This is a genomic window from Companilactobacillus halodurans, assembly GCF_009600995.1.
GTDB classification, from domain to species: domain Bacteria; phylum Bacillota; class Bacilli; order Lactobacillales; family Lactobacillaceae; genus Companilactobacillus; species Companilactobacillus halodurans.
The window spans coordinates 1-17,729 of sequence record NZ_VDFO01000002.1 but is presented as its reverse complement, the minus strand read 5'-3'; the positions used below and the strand labels follow the sequence as shown (position 1 = coordinate 17,729).

15 protein-coding genes are annotated in these 17,729 nt (G+C 36.0%); 1 reads left to right on the top strand and 14 read right to left on the bottom strand.

What is annotated here, in order from left to right; translation table 11 throughout:
- Nucleotides 1-19: 19 nt before the first annotated feature.
- The 13 genes from FHL05_RS00660 to FHL05_RS00600 all read right to left on the bottom strand — a co-directional run bounded on the left by FHL05_RS00660 (nucleotide 20) and on the right by FHL05_RS00600 (nucleotide 15,562).
- Nucleotides 20-1,003 (bottom strand): aliphatic sulfonate ABC transporter substrate-binding protein, encoded by a 984-nt coding sequence (locus FHL05_RS00660; protein WP_153521791.1) that lies wholly within the window; start codon nucleotides 1,001-1,003, stop codon nucleotides 20-22.
- Nucleotides 1,000-2,517, bottom strand: a complete 1,518-nt coding sequence (locus tag FHL05_RS00655; RefSeq protein ID WP_153385362.1) for an AMP-binding protein — start codon at nucleotides 2,515-2,517, stop codon at nucleotides 1,000-1,002. The genes FHL05_RS00660 and FHL05_RS00655 overlap by 4 nt, the downstream gene beginning before the upstream one ends.
- Complete coding sequence (locus FHL05_RS00650) at nucleotides 2,474-3,676, bottom strand: acyltransferase (protein ID WP_153521789.1); 1,203 nt, start codon at nucleotides 3,674-3,676, stop codon at nucleotides 2,474-2,476. The genes FHL05_RS00655 and FHL05_RS00650 overlap by 44 nt, the downstream gene beginning before the upstream one ends.
- A 117-nt stretch (nucleotides 3,677-3,793) precedes the next feature.
- Nucleotides 3,794-3,991 (bottom strand): hypothetical protein, encoded by a 198-nt coding sequence (locus tag FHL05_RS12420; RefSeq protein ID WP_153385360.1) that lies wholly within the window; start codon nucleotides 3,989-3,991, stop codon nucleotides 3,794-3,796.
- 537 nt (nucleotides 3,992-4,528) lie between these two features.
- Nucleotides 4,529-5,911 (bottom strand): argininosuccinate lyase, encoded by a 1,383-nt coding sequence (argH, locus tag FHL05_RS00640; RefSeq protein ID WP_153385359.1) that lies wholly within the window; start codon nucleotides 5,909-5,911, stop codon nucleotides 4,529-4,531.
- Nucleotides 5,908-7,149, bottom strand: a complete 1,242-nt coding sequence (locus tag FHL05_RS00635; protein WP_153521787.1) for an argininosuccinate synthase — start codon at nucleotides 7,147-7,149, stop codon at nucleotides 5,908-5,910. The genes argH and FHL05_RS00635 overlap by 4 nt, the downstream gene beginning before the upstream one ends.
- A 131-nt stretch (nucleotides 7,150-7,280) precedes the next feature.
- Complete coding sequence (locus FHL05_RS00630) at nucleotides 7,281-9,587, bottom strand: glycoside hydrolase family 65 protein (protein WP_162000147.1); 2,307 nt, start codon at nucleotides 9,585-9,587, stop codon at nucleotides 7,281-7,283.
- Nucleotides 9,588-9,783: 196 nt separating this feature from the next.
- Complete coding sequence (locus FHL05_RS00625) at nucleotides 9,784-10,593, bottom strand: SDR family NAD(P)-dependent oxidoreductase (RefSeq protein WP_153385357.1); 810 nt, start codon at nucleotides 10,591-10,593, stop codon at nucleotides 9,784-9,786.
- A gap of 16 nt (nucleotides 10,594-10,609) precedes the next feature.
- Nucleotides 10,610-12,940 carry a glycoside hydrolase family 65 protein gene (locus tag FHL05_RS00620; RefSeq protein WP_153385356.1) on the bottom strand — a complete coding sequence of 777 codons (2,331 nt, stop codon included), beginning with the start codon at nucleotides 12,938-12,940 and terminating at the stop codon, nucleotides 10,610-10,612.
- A 166-nt stretch (nucleotides 12,941-13,106) separates the two neighbouring features.
- On the bottom strand, nucleotides 13,107-13,358 hold the full coding sequence (locus FHL05_RS00615) for a RodZ family helix-turn-helix domain-containing protein (RefSeq protein WP_153521785.1): 252 nt from the start codon (nucleotides 13,356-13,358) through the stop codon (nucleotides 13,107-13,109).
- A 384-nt stretch (nucleotides 13,359-13,742) separates the two neighbouring features.
- Nucleotides 13,743-14,231, bottom strand: coding sequence for a hypothetical protein (locus FHL05_RS00610; protein ID WP_153386738.1), 489 nt, complete (start codon nucleotides 14,229-14,231; stop codon nucleotides 13,743-13,745).
- A 134-nt stretch (nucleotides 14,232-14,365) separates the two neighbouring features.
- Nucleotides 14,366-14,821 carry a flavodoxin gene (locus FHL05_RS00605; protein WP_153386740.1) on the bottom strand — a complete coding sequence of 152 codons (456 nt, stop codon included), beginning with the start codon at nucleotides 14,819-14,821 and terminating at the stop codon, nucleotides 14,366-14,368.
- A gap of 132 nt (nucleotides 14,822-14,953) precedes the next feature.
- Complete coding sequence (locus FHL05_RS00600; protein ID WP_153386742.1) at nucleotides 14,954-15,562, bottom strand: NAD(P)H-binding protein; 609 nt, start codon at nucleotides 15,560-15,562, stop codon at nucleotides 14,954-14,956.
- 218 nt (nucleotides 15,563-15,780) lie between these two features.
- Between FHL05_RS00600 and FHL05_RS00595 the strand changes: the two genes are divergently transcribed.
- Nucleotides 15,781-16,353, top strand: a complete 573-nt coding sequence (locus tag FHL05_RS00595) for a sugar O-acetyltransferase (RefSeq protein WP_153386744.1) — start codon at nucleotides 15,781-15,783, stop codon at nucleotides 16,351-16,353.
- A 61-nt stretch (nucleotides 16,354-16,414) separates the two neighbouring features.
- Here the strand turns inward: FHL05_RS00595 and FHL05_RS00590 are convergent, their stop codons facing one another.
- Nucleotides 16,415-17,479, bottom strand: coding sequence for a baeRF8 domain-containing protein (locus FHL05_RS00590; protein WP_153386746.1), 1,065 nt, complete (start codon nucleotides 17,477-17,479; stop codon nucleotides 16,415-16,417).
- Between the last annotated feature and the right edge of the window lie 250 nt (nucleotides 17,480-17,729).

The window sequence follows — 17,729 nt, the reverse complement described above, 5'->3', positions numbered from 1 at the left end:
AAATAGAACTCCTTTATTTTTACTTGTAATCGCCTGTATCATCAATTTTTACTTTATTATCAATCAGATTTTCACTATAGAATAAATCAGCAATTTTTTGCTCTTCTTTAGCATACTTACTGCTCATCTTCGAAATTCCATAAGTTCTTCTATTAACCATTTTCTTAACAACTGATTTAGAAACTTTCAGCGATTTACTCATCATATCGATTAATTCACTGTGATTATTATTAGCCCATTTCATATCTTCTTCGAGATATTTAATCAAATATTTCGAAACCTTCGTATTTGATTTAGCGTAACTTTGTAAAGCTAAGATGTAATCACGGTTATTAGTAATACCTGTTCCATCAGTCAGCATCTTACCATTTTGTGTCAACTGAGCTTGAGCTGTGTATGGATCCCAAGTTGCCCAGGCATCGACTTTACCTTTAGAAAAGGCAGCACTGGCACCAGATTGATCCATGTTGACCCAAGTGATGTCATCAGCACTCATACCAGCATTTTCTAGAGCTGATAATAGCATGTACTGAGAACTAGTTCCTTTAGTATAAGCAACTTTCTTACCCTTCAAAGCCTTAATTGAGTCGATTCCAGAATTCTTTTTAACTAGGATTCCTGAACCTTTAGCCTTCGAATAACCAGCAGCGACATAAGTTAATTTCGTACCAGTTGATAAAGCAGAAACTGGTGGAGTATCACCTGTTCTAGCATAGTCGATACTGCCGGCCTTTAGGGCTTGCATCAAGGAACTTCCATCTTGGAATTGTTTCCAATTGACAGTGTAGCCTTTAGCCTTCATCTTTTTAGCAAATTCGCCACGTTCTTTCGCGATATCGAAAGGATCGCCCTTTTGATAACCGATTGTGACTTTCTGCGTATCAGAACCAGAAACTGAAGCTCCAGCATCAGTTTGCGTAAAGCCATAGATAGCGACTGCGGCCCAGAAAATTAAGACGACACTGATTAATAATTTTTTTAGTCTGCGTTGTTTTTTTCTCATGCACCTCTACCTACCATTGTTGTCATAACTTGTTCACGTAATTTTAAACGGATAACCTTTCCAGTTGCATTACGAGGATAATCGTCAACAAAGAAAATTCTTGTTGGTTGTTCGTATTTTGCCAACGTTTTTTTAGCGTGATCTTGGATTTTTTGACGTAATAAATCATCATCTTGTTGTCCGCGAGGAATAATAACAGCTGTTACAGCTTCACCATATAAATCATCCGGCGTTCCAATAACAGAAACCTCTTTAACAGCATTCAACTGGCTCAAAGCATTTTCAACTTGTGCTGGTGCAACTTTTTCACCGCCACGACTGATGATGTCCTTCTTACGACCTTTGACGAATAAGTAACCATCTTCATCGAAATATCCTAAATCACCAGTGAGAAACCAGCCATCTTGAAATGAATCAGGATGTGGATCTAAGTAGTCGCTGATGACGTGATCGCCACGAACGACAATTTCACCCGTAATGTTGCTTTCTTGAGCAATTTTTCCATCGACCATGATTTTGACATCGGTCTTAAATGGCTTACCTGCGGAACCAACCTTTGGAGCGTCAAATGGATTAATCGTGCATTGACTAGCAGTTTCAGTCATGCCATAACCTTCCAAAATTTGTGTGTGGAAACGAGTTTGAAAGGCGGTCAACTTATCTAATGGCAAGGCAAACGATGAACTTCTAACGAAACGTAAGTTGATATCATCGCTATAACTTTCATTAGCTTTTTTATTGATCAGTAAAATATTAACGATGGTTGGGACAACTGAGACCCAAGTAACGCCATTATTACGTACTTGATTCCAAAATCTGGAAGCACTGAATTTCTTTGAAATAACGATTTTTCCACCAGATAAGCGAGTTGAAAGAATCGATACAGCTTGAGCATTGATATGAAACATTGGCATAACTACCAAAGTTGTATCTTCTGGCGTCATCTTGTGACTTTCGATATCATGTTCAAAACCATTTAAAAGCAAGCGATGCGTAATACCGACACGTTTAGGCTTACCGGTCGTCCCGGAAGTATTCATAATCAAGGCCAAATCGTCTTCCGCAGGAATTTGTTCATCATGGCCAACTAAATTACGGTCTCTAATAAGTTTTAACATGGGATAAGTTTGTAAATCTAATGTCGTAACACTGGCTAAACGGTCTTCTAAAACGGCATCAACTAAATCATCGCTGACAATCGATAAAACATAATCATGTTCATTTAAGGCTTGCTTCAATTCCTCTTTAGGAGTCGTTGCAGAAATTGGATGCATGATTGCTCCAACTTCCCAGATAGCTTGCGTAATTACAGGATAAGCTGCGGTATTAGGTAAACAGACCAACACCACATCACTTGACCCAACGTGTAAATCGACTAATTCGTCGCGGACCTTTTTAACATCTTGAGTAATTTCATTGCCGTTAAACCAACGACCTAAAGTTTCATCTTTAATAACTTTTTCATTAATATTATTCTCTAACTGCTTGTTTAATTGCTTCGTTATTTTTGACATTTTTTCTTACTCCTTTATTGATGTGCCACTGTGGACGTCCAATCAATACTCCAAATGGTGGAATCTTGTAACAGAACCACGAAATCAAAAATGATCCGCCGAGTACAAAGGCATATCCTAATGGAAGCAATAGTAGTGTCACGATTGAAGGCAACTTAACGACACTAAGGATTCCATACAAGAATGTGATAGGAATCGTTTGAACTAAATAGATTCCAAATGAGACTCTCGACATGTTCTTGACCATTCGATCTGCCCAAGCTGGCAATCCATGATGTCTAGCATGAGCGTATTGACGTCCAATCCAAAAAACAAAAACAATCATGAATGTGTCATAGATAAAGATAAATGGTTGGTGAATCGATTCAGTTGCTGACATGCTCAAATGTAATATATTGATATTTCCAAAGAACAAGCCAACTGTACCAATTGCTAAAGCTAGAGTTGACCAACCGATAACTCGGTGATTCTTTTCGATGAATTTATCGACTTCGTTGTAGTGAATTGCTACGAAAGCTCCAGCAATGAAGTAGAATTCATAAACTAAAACATTTAATCCATAGGCTCTAAACAAGTACCACCAATTGTCACGATCGACACCTGGTAACCAATACTTGATTCCAATAACTAATAACAACTGTATGATGGCACTAGTTACTAAAATAGCCATATGATGGTTCTTAAGTTTCTTAAACATGTAGATCAGTAATGGGAAAATCAGATATAACTGGAAAGTTACCAAAATATAGTACATGTAATATTTATTACCATGAATTATGGCATCCCATAAGTTCTGAAAATAATTAGGCCAATTTAACGCGACTCCAGCCGTAATGGTCGTAAACCACATCATGATGGCGTTCCAACCAATATAGGGAATTCCGACATTGATATAACGTTTTCTCCAAAATTTGAACCATTGATGTTTTCTATTGTAATAATTAAGCACTAAAACTAGACCTGTAATAAACATGAAGCCCATTCTAGTAAAGTGAAGCATCAAGTGACTTGCTTCTAAGAACAATTCACTTCCCGACCCACTGCCAACATTGTTTTTAAAAGCAGTAGTTGTATGGTTCAACAGCACACCACCGATAAAAAGAACACGCATCAGGTCGACCTCATATAAATATTTCTTTTTCTTTTTTACTTCTGACAAAAGGCCACCTCTGTTACTTTTCTTACTTTTCTAAATCATATATAAGTTATAGCATCCTGACACCGCTAGGTCTTGATGAATAGCTAAGGTTAAAATAAGAAATTCTTAGATACATCTTTAGAAAGCAAAATAAAATTCTAAAAATATCATTGTTTTTTTAGTTAGGTTAATGTTAGATGTCGTCGTCCGTTCTGCTTTGTGGATGCTGGAACGTACTGGACGCAACTTTAAGCCAATTCCAGAACCAGGAATTGTCTCAAAGATTGGTCTTTCACTAAGCGATAAATCGCTAAGTGAAATTTCAGTACTGAGCATCCACAAAGCTGCCACTCCCGACTGAATAACGTCTTTTATTGTTTATTTCAAGAAAATTCAAATCAAAAAAGCATTCAATGTAGATATACAGTCGATAAGCTGCTATCTGCATGGGATGCTTTTTGACGCTAACTACATTTTTAGTTTATTCCATAATAAAACAATTTTTAAATTCCAAAGAGATTAAGATGATTATTATATCTTCCATATGTCATTCCATAAAAACCATAATGTACGAGATTTATTGAGTTTACTTTATTCTATAGTCCCTAATATTCAGAACCTTTTGGTTTTTTCTATATCCAACTATCAAAAAAGAGAACCCTATAATATAGGATTCCCTCTTAATTACTTGTAAAAAATAAAACCACTATCCAGTCCGGAATAGCAAAGAAAATTGGCTCAGATGTGAAATTATTCTTAGCAATTTATTGCTTAGAATAAGGCCGAGCTTTAAGACTTTGCCCGAACTTGGCAAAGGCTTAAAGTCGTGCCCACATCGTTCCAGCCAAATTTTCTTTGCTATGGAGGACGGCATCAAATTTCCAATTCTTTTTTAGCCTGCTCAATTTGTTCTCGAACTTGCTTAAAACCTGTACCGCCATAAGAATTTCTTCTTTCGACAGCTACTTCTGGTTTCAAAACCTGATAAACATCTTCTTCAATCAATGGTGAAATTTCTTTAAATTCTTCCATTGGAATATCTTGAAGATTTTTACCATTTTGCAGCCCCTTTAAAACTAACTGACCAACGATTCCGTGCGCTTCACGAAAAGGTATCCCTTTAGTTGCCAAGTAATCAGCTAATTCAGTTGCATTGGAAAAGTCATGCGTTGTTGCTTTATACATTTTATCTTTATGAACTTCAATCGTTGAAATCATTCCATTAAAGACTTTTAAAGCTGGCAAGATTGTTTTGACGGTATCGAAGACGCCCTCTTTATCTTCTTGCAAATCTTTATTATAAGCTAATGGCAAAGATTTCATTGTTGAAAGCAGTCCCATTAAATGTCCAAAGACCCGTCCACTTTTTCCACGAATCAATTCAGCCATATCCGGGTTTTTCTTCTGCGGCATGATTGAACTACCGGTCGTATACTTATCGCTTAACTCAAGATAATCAAATTCATAACTGACCCACATACTCAATTCCTCACAGAATCGTGACAAATGGAGCATCAAAATTGAAGCATTGCTCAAAAACTCTAATGCAAAGTCTCGGTCTGACACTGCATCGAGTGAATTCGTATAAACATCCTTAAACCCTAATTCTTTAGCCGTAAATTCTCGATCGATTGGAAAGGTCGTTCCAGCTAAGGCAGCTGCACCTAAAGGCGAAATATCGGTATGCTTTTGGTTGAACATGAAGCGCTCAACATCCCGTTTCAACATCGAATAATAAGCCATCAAGTAATGACCATATGAAATTGGCTGGGCGTGTTGCAAATGAGTGTATCCCGGCATAATCGTTTCGACATTTTCATCAGCTAGTTTAACAAGTGTTTTTTGAATCGTTTTGATTTCTTCAATAATCTTAGGCAACCTTTTTTTGACATACAGGTGAAAATCAGTCGCTACCTGGTCATTTCTTGAACGACCTGTATGCAATTTTCCAGCCACCGGGCCAATCTTCTCTGTCAGAATGCTTTCAATATTCATGTGGATATCTTCATTTTCGACAGTGAAATGCAGCTTTTGTTGATGAAGATCCTTTTGAATATCTAGCAATCCGGCAATGATTTGGTCGCTATCAGTTTGATTGAGAATCTTAGTTTTCTTAAGCATTTTGACATGGGCTAAGGAACCTTCGATATCTTCATCAGCCATCAACTGATCAAAATGAATCGAAGCTCCAAACTCATCTACCCAAGCATCGGCTTGTTGGGAAAATCTGCCACCCCAAAGTTTTTCGGTACTCATTGGTTTACTCCAGTTTGATGACTGACTGTTTTTTTACTCTTAGCTTTTTGAGTTACTTGAGCTGAAACTTGTGTTGGCAAGCCCCAAAGTTTGATGAATCCTTGAGCAGCTTCTTGGTCGAATGAATCGGCTGAAGTATAAGTTGCCAAATCTTTATCATAAAGTGAATTTGGTGATTTACGTCCTTGAACTAAGACGCTACCTTTAAATAATTTCAATTTAATAACTCCATTGACGGTCTTTTGACTTTCATGCAAGAAAGCCAGCAATGAATCCATCAGTGGTGAGAACCACAAGCCATTGTAAATCGTGTCGCTCAATTCTTTTTCAATATAAGGCTTGAAATGCGCCAAATCACGTTCCAAAGTCAAATCTTCCAACTCTTGGTGAGCCTTCAACAAAACTGCTGCAGCTGGTGTTTCATAAACTTCACGGGACTTGATTCCAACCAAACGATTTTCGATATGGTCGATACGTCCAATTCCGTTATCACCGGCAATGACATTCAATTCTTGAATCATATCTGAAAATTTCATTTTTTCGCCATCTAATGAAACGGGAACGCCTTTTTCAAAAGCAATCTCAACGCTAGTTGGTTCGTCTGGCGTCAATTCGATAGGCTTGGTGATATCAAAGGCATCTTCTGGAGCTTCATTCCAAGGATCTTCCAGCACGCCACATTCATTAGCACGACCCCAAATATTGGCATCGATGGAATATGGAGAATCCAAATCAATTGGAATAGGAATATTGTGTTCCTTAGCGTACTCGATTTCTTCTTCACGTGACCAGTGCCAATCACGAACTGGTCCAAGAACCTTCATTTCTGGTGCCAAAGCGTGGATAGCAACTTCAAAACGAACTTGATCGTTGCCTTTTCCGGTACAGCCATGGGCAATGGCAACTGCATCATTTTCTTTGGCAATTTCAACTAATTTTTTACTAATAAGAGGTCGGGAGAGAGCAGAGAGAAGAGGATAAATACCTTCATAGAGGGTATGTCCTTGTAAAGCTACTAAAGCGTAATCGTCAGCGAATTCATCAAGTGCATCAATCGCGATAGCATCAACTGCACCGGCATCGATTGCCTTAGACTTAATAAAATCTAAATCTTTTCCTTCGCCAACGTTAATGCAACAAGCAATTACGTCATAACCTTTATTTTTTAACCACGGAATGGCAACTGATGTGTCCAATCCGCCTGAATATGCTAGTACTACTTTTTTTGTCTCTGTCATAATATTGTTCTCCCTTTATTAGAAAAAAATTAATGTATGGAAATGATAATAGCACCTTATATTTTATTTTTCAACCATTAAATTAGAATAAAATTAAATGTTTTAATCATTTTTAATAAAGGCAGGTTTTACTAAAGTTCAATTGTCAGTCTTTCATCAGGTTCTAGTTGATAAATTCTTTTTTGATGAATAAATTTGACCCGACCATCAGCGACGATTGAAAAGTGCCGATGAGTTACTAAAATATTTAATTTCTTAGTTTGCCAAATTATAGAATAACGTAAATAATTCCAAGTCTTAGGAATGTGTGGTTGAATCCTTAAATTATCATGGTCGATTCTAACGCCGCCAAATCCTTCAACCACTACCTTCCAGACCCCGGCAAGTCCAGCCATATGCAGTCCCATAATAGAAGAATCCATATTCTTGCCTAAATCTATTTGACAACTATTTTCAAAGTAATCAAAGGCACGGTTGTATAATCCTAAGTCATTTGCCAAAATAGCATGACTGGAAAATGATAACGAAGAATCGTGGGTTGTCTTAGGCTCATAATAATCCCAATTCTTATCCAACACTTCTTTGGAAAAATCATCTTCAAAAAGCAACAGCAGTAATAGAACATCTGCTTGCTTAGTTACTTGCAGCTTATCCAATTGCTTGAGGTCAAAGTCCTTAAATATGTCAAAATTCTTGTTAGTCTTCTTATACTTGTCGATATTGATTTTCTTATAAGACAAATAGTCATCATCTTGGGGAATGACCGAATCAGCATTAGGAGCTGGCACATAAAGCATGGCCGATTTCAAAATTAGACTTCTAAATAATTTTTCTAAATTAATTTTTTTATTCAACTTTTCATAAGTTCTCAAGTCATTTTGTCGCAAATCCGAGATAATCTCAGCACCCTGTTTCATGCACCAATGTGCCATATAATTTGTGAACGCATCATTTGAAGCGTGTTCCTTATACTCATCTGGTCCAATCACGTCAGTAATTTCATAACGGTTCTTCTCATTGTTCCAAGTAATGCGACTAGCCCAAAATTTGGCACATTGCAAAATAATCTCATAACCCATTCGTTTAGCAAAAGTTTGATCATTCGTTGCTTTCAAATATTGTGTCACGCCAAACGCAACATCTCCAGTTACATGTTGTTCTGTCGAACCGGATAATATCTTCATTGGCTCGCCCGTGATGATATCCGCATTGCCCCACAAAGGAGCCGATTCAGCATCAGTTGGCATTGCAGCTTCCCAAGGATATTGAGCACCTTGATAGCCACCTTGATGAGCCTTTCTTTTAGCACCAATCAAGCCCAAATATCGATAGATCAAAAGATTTTGAGCAAACTGAGGGATATTGAACATAAAAAATGGCAACATAAAAATTTCTGTATCCCAAAAGGCATGGCCTTTATAACCTTCTCCAGTCATCCCTTTAGCACCAATATTCATCCCAAAATCATGAGGCATATTAGCTAGCAATTGATAACGAGCAAAGTTCACCGCAATTTGTGGCTTATTATTGTGAGCTGAAATTTCAACTAGACAATCATTCCAAATAGTTTCATCCCAAACTTGACTCGATTGTCTCAACAATTCCTGATAATCCATGCGTCCAACCTGTTTCAATTCTATCAACGAGTCTTCAGAAACATTTTTTTGCAAATCCTTATCGGTGCTAGAAAAAACCGTCGCATATTTGATGAAGACTAATTCTTGATTCTTGACCAAATCGACTGAATAATTAGCAAAAATCTGACGCCGGTTAATTTCCAAATGCGGATTTAAGGACAATTCTTCTTCATCCAAAAAAAGTCGATGATATTCCGTCAAAGCAAATTTAACTTGTGACTGTTGCGTGTGTGTCTGCATCTGGACAAACCGAGCATTGAAGAGCCGTTTAGTACTTTCAACAAAATGTTGCGTACCAAAATTAGTCTGCTGTCCATCGATGCCTGATTTTATTTGGAGACGAATATTTCTATTTAATGGCGTTACTTCTACTTTTGAGACAAAGAGGTGGCAATCAGCCATCGAGACAAAGCGACGAAACTTAAAATGTAATTTGATATCTTCAATTTGCCAATCAAAAGATCTTACAATTTCACCATTTTTTAAATTTAATCCCCGAGAATAATTAGTAACTATTCCGTGATTCAAACTCAATAATTTACCATCGACTTGAATCTCCATATTGACGATATCAGGTAAATTAGGCAATTCTGTGGCTTCATCTTGGAACTTGTCAAAAGAACCCATGACGAACATGTCGCGCTTTTCATTCAAGTAACGTTCCTCTAGAGCACCACGGATTCCTAAATAACCATTGCCTTGAAACATTAAGGATTCGTATTTACTCAGATGACGTATATCCGGAGCCTTGACACCAATCCACCAATCATCATCATTTCTTGTATCTATTCCGAATAACATCTTACTCACCCCTTTTGTCTGTATTATTTGTTTAAACATATAATATTTTGTACATTAAATATAGTCGCCTGATTTATAAAAAACAATTAAAAGAATCTCGTTCAGCAATCCTTTTTGTCCGCAAAAAAATAGCATCTATCAAGATAATCATTGAAATTATCCTAATAGATGCTATTACTGTTTTATAAATTTACTTTTATTTCATTAATTGATTCAAAATGCTGCGATATGTATGTGGCATTGCTTTTGCAATCATAACCATGCCATGATCGACTATTGAATTGAAATAACGACGTTTTGGTTTAACATCCGTTGCTGCTCTATAAAAGACTTTTGCCAAATCTTCTGAACTAGCGCTCGTTTTTAATTTTCCAAACAGACTATCCAACTTGTCGACCATATCAGAATATGGCGAATTGTCGGCTAGATTTTGACGTGCATTCTCTAGAGCGATTTTACTCCATTCAGATTTAGTCATCCCAGGTTGGACGATGACTGAACGAATCCCAAAGCGACGAACTTCTGAATCCAAGACATCGCTCCACATATTGAGACTAGCTTTAGTTGCATAATACCAACCACCTAATGGACTGTAAACATTAGCGCCAATTGAAGAAATATTCACGATACGACCGCTTTTTTGACGACGCATGACAGGTAAAACTAATTGTGTCAAATGACTGGCCGCAAAAACATTCACATCAAATTGCTGCTTAGCTTTTTGTACAGGGACTTCTTCGATTGGGCCAAATTCTCCATAACCAGCATTGTTAACTAAAACATCGATTCGACCTTGTTCTTTCACTGTTCGATCCACTAAAGCACGAACCGAAATTTTATCAGTCACATCTAGCTTTTGAGTGTGGATGCCTAACTCTTGCAAGTCTTGCAAGCGTTCAACACGTCTAGCTCCACCATATACTTCAAAGCCTTTTTCTTTGAAATATTTAGCGCTGGCCTTACCCATTCCCGATGATATTCCGGTAATTATTGCAACTTTAGTCATAAAATTCCTCCAAAAACTAAACTTCAGCGATAACTGGTAGCGTGATTTCTATTTCTGAGTTAGCCGGAATCTGGTATTCCTCACCAAAACTAATAAAATTGATTCCTTTACCAATTACTTCGACTGCTAGTTTGTCATTATTTATTTTTACTTTTAAAGCGCTGCCATGCCAAGTTATTTGATACTCCAAACCATCCCAAGCAAGAGGCAAATGTGGTTCAATCTTCAGTTTGCCATTTTCGATTCTAACGCCACCGAAACCTTCGACAGTCATGTTCCAAACTCCACCGCAAGCTGCCATATGCAATCCTTGAGCAGCTTTGCCAGCGTGAATGCCTAAATCGGTCTCACAAGCTCTTTCATAAAATTTATAAGCCGAATCATCAAGATTCAAATCACTCGCTAAGATTGAATGTGTCGACAATGATAACGATGAATCATGCGTCGTCTTTGGTTCGTAGTAATCCCAATTGCTTTGTTTGACCTCATCGCTGAAAAGATCGCCAAACAAATAAATCAATAGCAAAACATCAGCTTGTTTAGTGATTTGCATCTCATTGATTTGTGATAAATTATAATCTTTAAAAATGCTGCTTAGTTGATTGTTGACCTGATAACGAGATACATCGATTATTTTTTTATCCAAATATTGATCATTTTCAGGAATTACACCATCTGCATTTGGCTGTGGCAGATAAATCTTGTTGACCTTAACTAACCAATCAGCATAATTTTTGGTCAAATCTAATTTAGTATCCAATTTTTCATAAAGATTTGGATAATCTGTCTTTATTAGATTGTAGACTTTGATGGCTTTTTGCAGACACCAACGTGCTGTGTAGTTAGTATATGCATTATTATCAACATGTTCTTTATATTCATCTGGTCCAATCACATCATTGATTTCATAACGATCTTGATTACGATTATATTCTAAACGACTGCTCCAAAATATGGCTGCATCAAGAATCATTTCATAGCCCATTTTTTGAGCAAAATTTTGATCATTTGTTGCATTGATATAATCCATTATTGCAATAACGACATCGCTTGTGACGTGCTGTTCGATAAAACCTGACCAAATTTTCATTGGTTCGCCAGTGACAATATCAGCGCTACCCCACAATGGAGCACTTTCGCCATCATCTGGCCAAGCTGCTTCCCAAGGGAATTGGGCTCCGCGATAATTATTGAACTGAGCTTTTTTATGAGCACCTGCTAAACCATGATAACGATACCTTAGTAAATCGTGAGCTACGTTTGGCATCGTGAAAATATAATATGGCAACATAAAGACTTCTGTATCCCAGAAAGTATGGCCTTTGTAGCCTTCGCCAGTAATTCCTTTAGCACCAATATTCATTCTGGTATCACGAGGAGTATTAGCAGCCAATTGATATCTAGCAAAATTAATAGCCACTTGAGGACGAATATCTTTAGCCGAAATCTTAACAGTATTCTTTTGCCAAATATCTTTTTCCCATACTTTAGTCGATTTTCGTAATTGTTCATCATAATTAAAGGCACAGTTTTGCTTTAATCTTGAAACTGATTTTTCAGCCATTGTCTTTTGATCAACATCTCGATCGATACTAGTATAAACACTGGCATACTTTGTCATTGAAAAATGTTGACCCTGGTTCAAATGGATATCGTAGTTCGCAAAAATCTGCCGGCGACCCATATTGATAAAAGGCTTCTCGCTTAACAATACTTCGTCAATGTAGACATTATGTCTGGCATTAAAGACAAATTTGATGTGTGACTGTTGCGTCTCTTCCATCAACTGTAAGTATTTGTCCTCATAAAGTCGTTTGTCGCCTTCCATCAAATGCTGAGTTTCACTGTTAGATTGTTGTCCATCAATACCCGAACGTACTTGAATGTTCAGATTATCTTGGTCTGAAGCAATTTCAACTTTTGAAACCAATAAATGCTTATCAGACATCGAAATAAATCGGGAATACTTGAAGTCAACTCTCTTACCATTGATCAGCCAACTGAATTTCCGAACTAATTCACCATTCTTCAAATTCAAATATTTGTGATAGCCCTTTATTTGACCTTTGGCTAAAGATAGAGTTTCGCCATCAATCTTAAATTCCATATTCAAAAGGTCAGGTAAATTAGGTAATTCAGTCACTTCGCTAGGAAATTCATCAAATGTTCCGCTGACGAACATATTCCGCCGTTCATTGAGCTGACGCTCCTCAGATGTAGCTCGAATACCAAAATAGCCATTGCCTTGAAACATCAAGGTTTCCATTTTATTAGCCATTTCAGCATCAAAATTATTCGTACCAATATACCAACTGTTCTTGTTATCTGTATCTACGCAAAATTTCATTTCTCATCATCCGTTCTTTCGAAATCAGTTATTTCGAATTATTTTGCCTCAATACCGGTAATGTCGATAACATAAATGTCCTCAAAAATATTGTAATCGCTTTACGATAAAAAGTCTTCTAATATAAATAAAAAATCTCATATCGATAACGATACGAGATTTTTGTTTATACTCTATTATTATTTTCCTTGAGATTTTTCAAAATCAAATCACGCAATTCATTCAAATCAAAATTATACAAATCTGACAAAACAAATAATAATTCACCATCTAAAATCTTATTCTTGTCTGTTTCGATGGCACTTAAAACTGAAGTTGATGTTGAAAAATTATAATCAGTTTTGACAGTGTCAACAACTTGTTGCAAGGTTAATTCTTTAAAAAATCTTTTAGTACGTAAATATCTTCCTATTGTCATGCGTCAAATATAACCTATACCTTTCATATATGATATTTTAAGCTCGAAAGATAACCTCAGAACTTAATATAGCATTCCCTCCAGTAAGAAATATAACCAAATGAAATTATTTTCCTTATTAAGGTGTTTTCATTAATCTTTCTTAAAAAAGATAGTATCAGAAGTTTCTTAGAGAAACCTTAAAAATTATTTTTAAAAGGAAGTATTACCTATTTTTATTAAAAAAATCAATTTTTTTATTCAGTGATTGACAATTTATAAAAAAATAGATTCATTTGGAATATTCCATTGATAATAATAATACAACAATTTTTTTAATCATACTATTATTCTTACCTAAATAATAAAATCCCGACCACTAAATCGGTCGAGATTTTCGATAGTTTATTTTTTAATATCTTGTTGCAACTGAGTCAATTGCCCATTATCTGAAAGTTTTTGATATTGCTGATAAGCTTGGTACCAATTACCCTTACTAATAGCATTACGTAAAGGCGTGTAATCAGAATTAGAAAAAACTTCTTGAGCAACGATTTGAGCTTGCTCATTTGAAAGCGATGAAGAATCCTCAATCAATTTTTGAGTCTTAGATTGACTATTAGCTGCTGACATAATTTCAGACATTTTTTTCTTGCCTAAAATCGATGCTGCTTTATCAATCTTTTTATCCTTTTTGGGATCCCCGGTTTTTTTAGCCTTAACTTTTTTGACCAATTCAGACTTAACTACTTTATCACTAGCAGTATCATTGCCAGTTGTGTTGCGAAGTAAATTGTTCAATGGAAAGAAAAAAACAACCCCTAGAATTATTAAAATTAAAACGGAAACCAATGTTATAACTAATGGTTTTCTATTTCTTCTGCGATGACGCATATAATAACCACCCTTTTTAAAACATATTTCTACGCATATGTTGACAGTATGGCATTTACCAGATTTAGTTGCAATTACTTTTCCAATCTATTTTTTTGTAGCGACCATCATAATATTAATTTACAAATAATTATCTAAATAACTTGATTCAAAAATTCTTTCAGCTGTTTGTCGTCGCCAGTATATCTAAATCCTTTTGTAACTGTACTATTATTAGCAAGTTTTTTGACATATGGCATTGATTCGGCAATTGATGAACCGCCACTAGTAGTGAATGGAATAATTTTCTTATTTGAAAAGTCATATTTATCAAATAATGTGTAAAAAATCATTGGTACACGACCACTCCAAGTTGGATAGCCGAGAAAAATCGTGTCATATTGATCTAAGTTATCAAGCTGAATCTTAATTTCTGGACGAGTTTCATCTTCAAATTCTTGTTGCCCAATTTTTGAGTAATCACTGTAATCAACAGGATATGGCGTCTTTTTTTCTAGACGAACGATATCTGCTTGTGTGATTTCTTGAATCTTTTGGGCAGCTTTTTTAGTATTGTTGGAAAGTGAAAAATATATAATTAATTTTGCCATTTATATCACCTCATGAATTTTACTATGGCCCATCCTAAACCATCAAGTTGACTTGAGGTCAATATTTATTTATAAAAAAAGAAATACTTCCATAATTTAGGAGCATTCCTTTTTTTGCAAATAAGATATCCGCTAGGCTTCCTTACGGCAAATTGCTACACTCTCATGAGAATCAACTTTATCATTGTTTGCTGCTTTGATGATAAAATCGGCAACGCTGTTTAATGAAACATCCCCACTGACTCCGGCTTCTCCTTCGGGAACGACTTCATAGTTTAAATCTTGACTCTCATCAAACTGGCTAGGACGAACGATGGTGTAGTTCAAGTCCGAGCTTTCAATTGCTTGAACTGCTGCTTGGTAAGGTTTCAAAATGGCTTGGTTAGTCAAATTGCCAGAGGCTCCATCAGTTACTGGAACCTCATTATAAAGCCCCATTGAGGTAATGAATATTAGCCGGTCTACGCCATGTTTATCCATGCCCCCAATAATACGTTCTGCCGACAAAGCTAAGTTGCTATCGGCTGTTATAACAACGATATCAATGTCATCTAGGGCATCATCCAGTGGAATATCGTCGAGCACATCTCCTTGAACAACACGCCCACGATTTTTATCAATTGACAAAAATCCGGGGTTACGTGCCATCAAAGTCAAGTGGTCGTCAGTTTTGTTCAAAAAATATTTGGTAGCTTTTTGGCCGACTAAACTGGTAGCGCCAATAATTAATACATTCGTCATGATTAATCTACCTCCGATTTTTCTACTACTTCCGTGTTACACCTCTATCCTAAACCATTCGGATATTTTCAGCTTTAGTTTTGCAACGATTTTTTCATTATTTTCCTAATTGTCATCAATTTTTCAGGCTTATTTCAGTGTTTTCATAACTTATGATATGCTTAGTATGCATTTGCTTTAAATTAGTATGCATTTACTCTAAAAGGGAGATATTTTAAATGGAAATTGAACAAGACCCTGCGTATCAGCAGATGGTTAATGGAGAGCTTTACCTCGAATCAAAGCCATTAGCGGACCTTCGAATCAACGTTCGTAACAAGCTAATGAAATATAATCAAATTACCGATAGTAAAGAAAGAAACCGCAGCATCAAAAGCTTGATGAAATCAGTCGGCGATAGATTTTTTGTCGAACCAACGATTTATTTCAGCTACGGCGTCAACATCACGATTGGAGACCACTTCTATGCCAATCACGATGTCATGCTCTGTGATGAGGGTAAAATCACAATTGGTAATGATTGTAAATTTGGTCCCAAGGTCGGGCTTTATACGCCCCAACATCCACTAGATCCAGCAGTTCGTCGAACAGAAGCTGAAAGAACTGCACCCATTACGATTGGTAATGATGTTTGGATCGGTGGTAGTGCAAGTATCCTACCTGGAGTGACTCTAGGTAATAATGTCGTTGTTGGCGCGGGGTCTGTCGTAACTAAATCCTTCCCTGATAATGTTATTGTAGTAGGAAATCCTGCTCGCATATTGAGAAAGAATGAACCAGTCAAAAAATAATATTTAAGCACAAAAATCAAATAGGTATGACAATCGTTTTCGTGGTTGTCATACCTATTTTTTAATACAGAATTGCATTGATACTCGAATAATTTTTCGCACTAGGAAGATATAAAACTAGACAGTTTATCTTATTGATCAGAGATTTAATCAACAACTTGTTATGGGCAATCGAATAAGAACTGCCGTCATTAAAAGAAACTAACGATTTTACATCATGATTATTCAAGGCAAAATCGATAATCGCAATATCATTGATAACCCGATTTTGTTCATTAGCTTGGTGAAATTCGCGTTTGATTTTTTCAATCGTTGCCACCTTTTCAAAACTAAAGAATTCCTTCATCTTATTTTCAAATTGTTGATGCGAGTAATTCAAAACCGAAACATGCATCACGCCATCAATATAGTTACGATTTTGATATTCATTCAAAAAGACATTTACCACTTCAGGCAAACCAGCTAAGACAAATGTGTAGCCTTTATTTCGATAGAGTTCATTAAAACTCTGGTCTAAATATTGGTAATAAATCAACTGATCTTTTTGTTGTTCTTCTGATTTAGAACGATGACCATGAAAATTAGCTTGCAATCCCCCATATGAACCAGAGTTCAAATTGGAATTAGCATCAAAATCAGAATAATAGTCTGCAAAATTTAAATACAATCCTGGGATTTCTACCTGTTTTAAAGTCTGAATATCAAAAACATTAATCCTATCACGACTGAGATTGATTAAATAATCAGCACTCGTCTTATTTTCTTCTGGCAACAATAAATCTTGCACTAAAAAAGTATTACCAACATGCTCTTTTGGCAAAACGGCATGTCTCATTTGACAAATCTCTAAGCCTTCATCATTTCCAAAAATCAGTAATGAACGGTATTCGTTATGCCATAATTCTCGATCTAAAACTAAAGATTCTAATTTCTCAACCAACTGATTCCACAAGCGGCGAGGATAATTCAATTCCAATTGTTTTTTAACGCATTTTAATAAATTCTTATAGGTAAGAATGTTTTCATCAATCTGCGGAGTTCCTTGATGAATCGGCAAAATAATACTTACTTTAGGTTCTATTTTAGAAGCCAATAATTTCATTAAGCGTTTGTTTTGTAGTTTCATAGTTCATCTCCTTACATATAATTCTTATCATCATCATTAGATTATTATCATAATATCATTTTGCCGGAAAAGCTGTCTATTTTTTATAATTTTATTTATCCAAATTATCCGAAAGAATTTTTTGGCGAATTTTATAATCAAGTTAGCCACTTTCAATAAAATTCCAAAATAAAAACACCAAGACGAAAAAATCAGGTATCATTGGAGTTCTCCACAAACAATGAAAGAGGTTTTTCGTCTTGATGCAAGA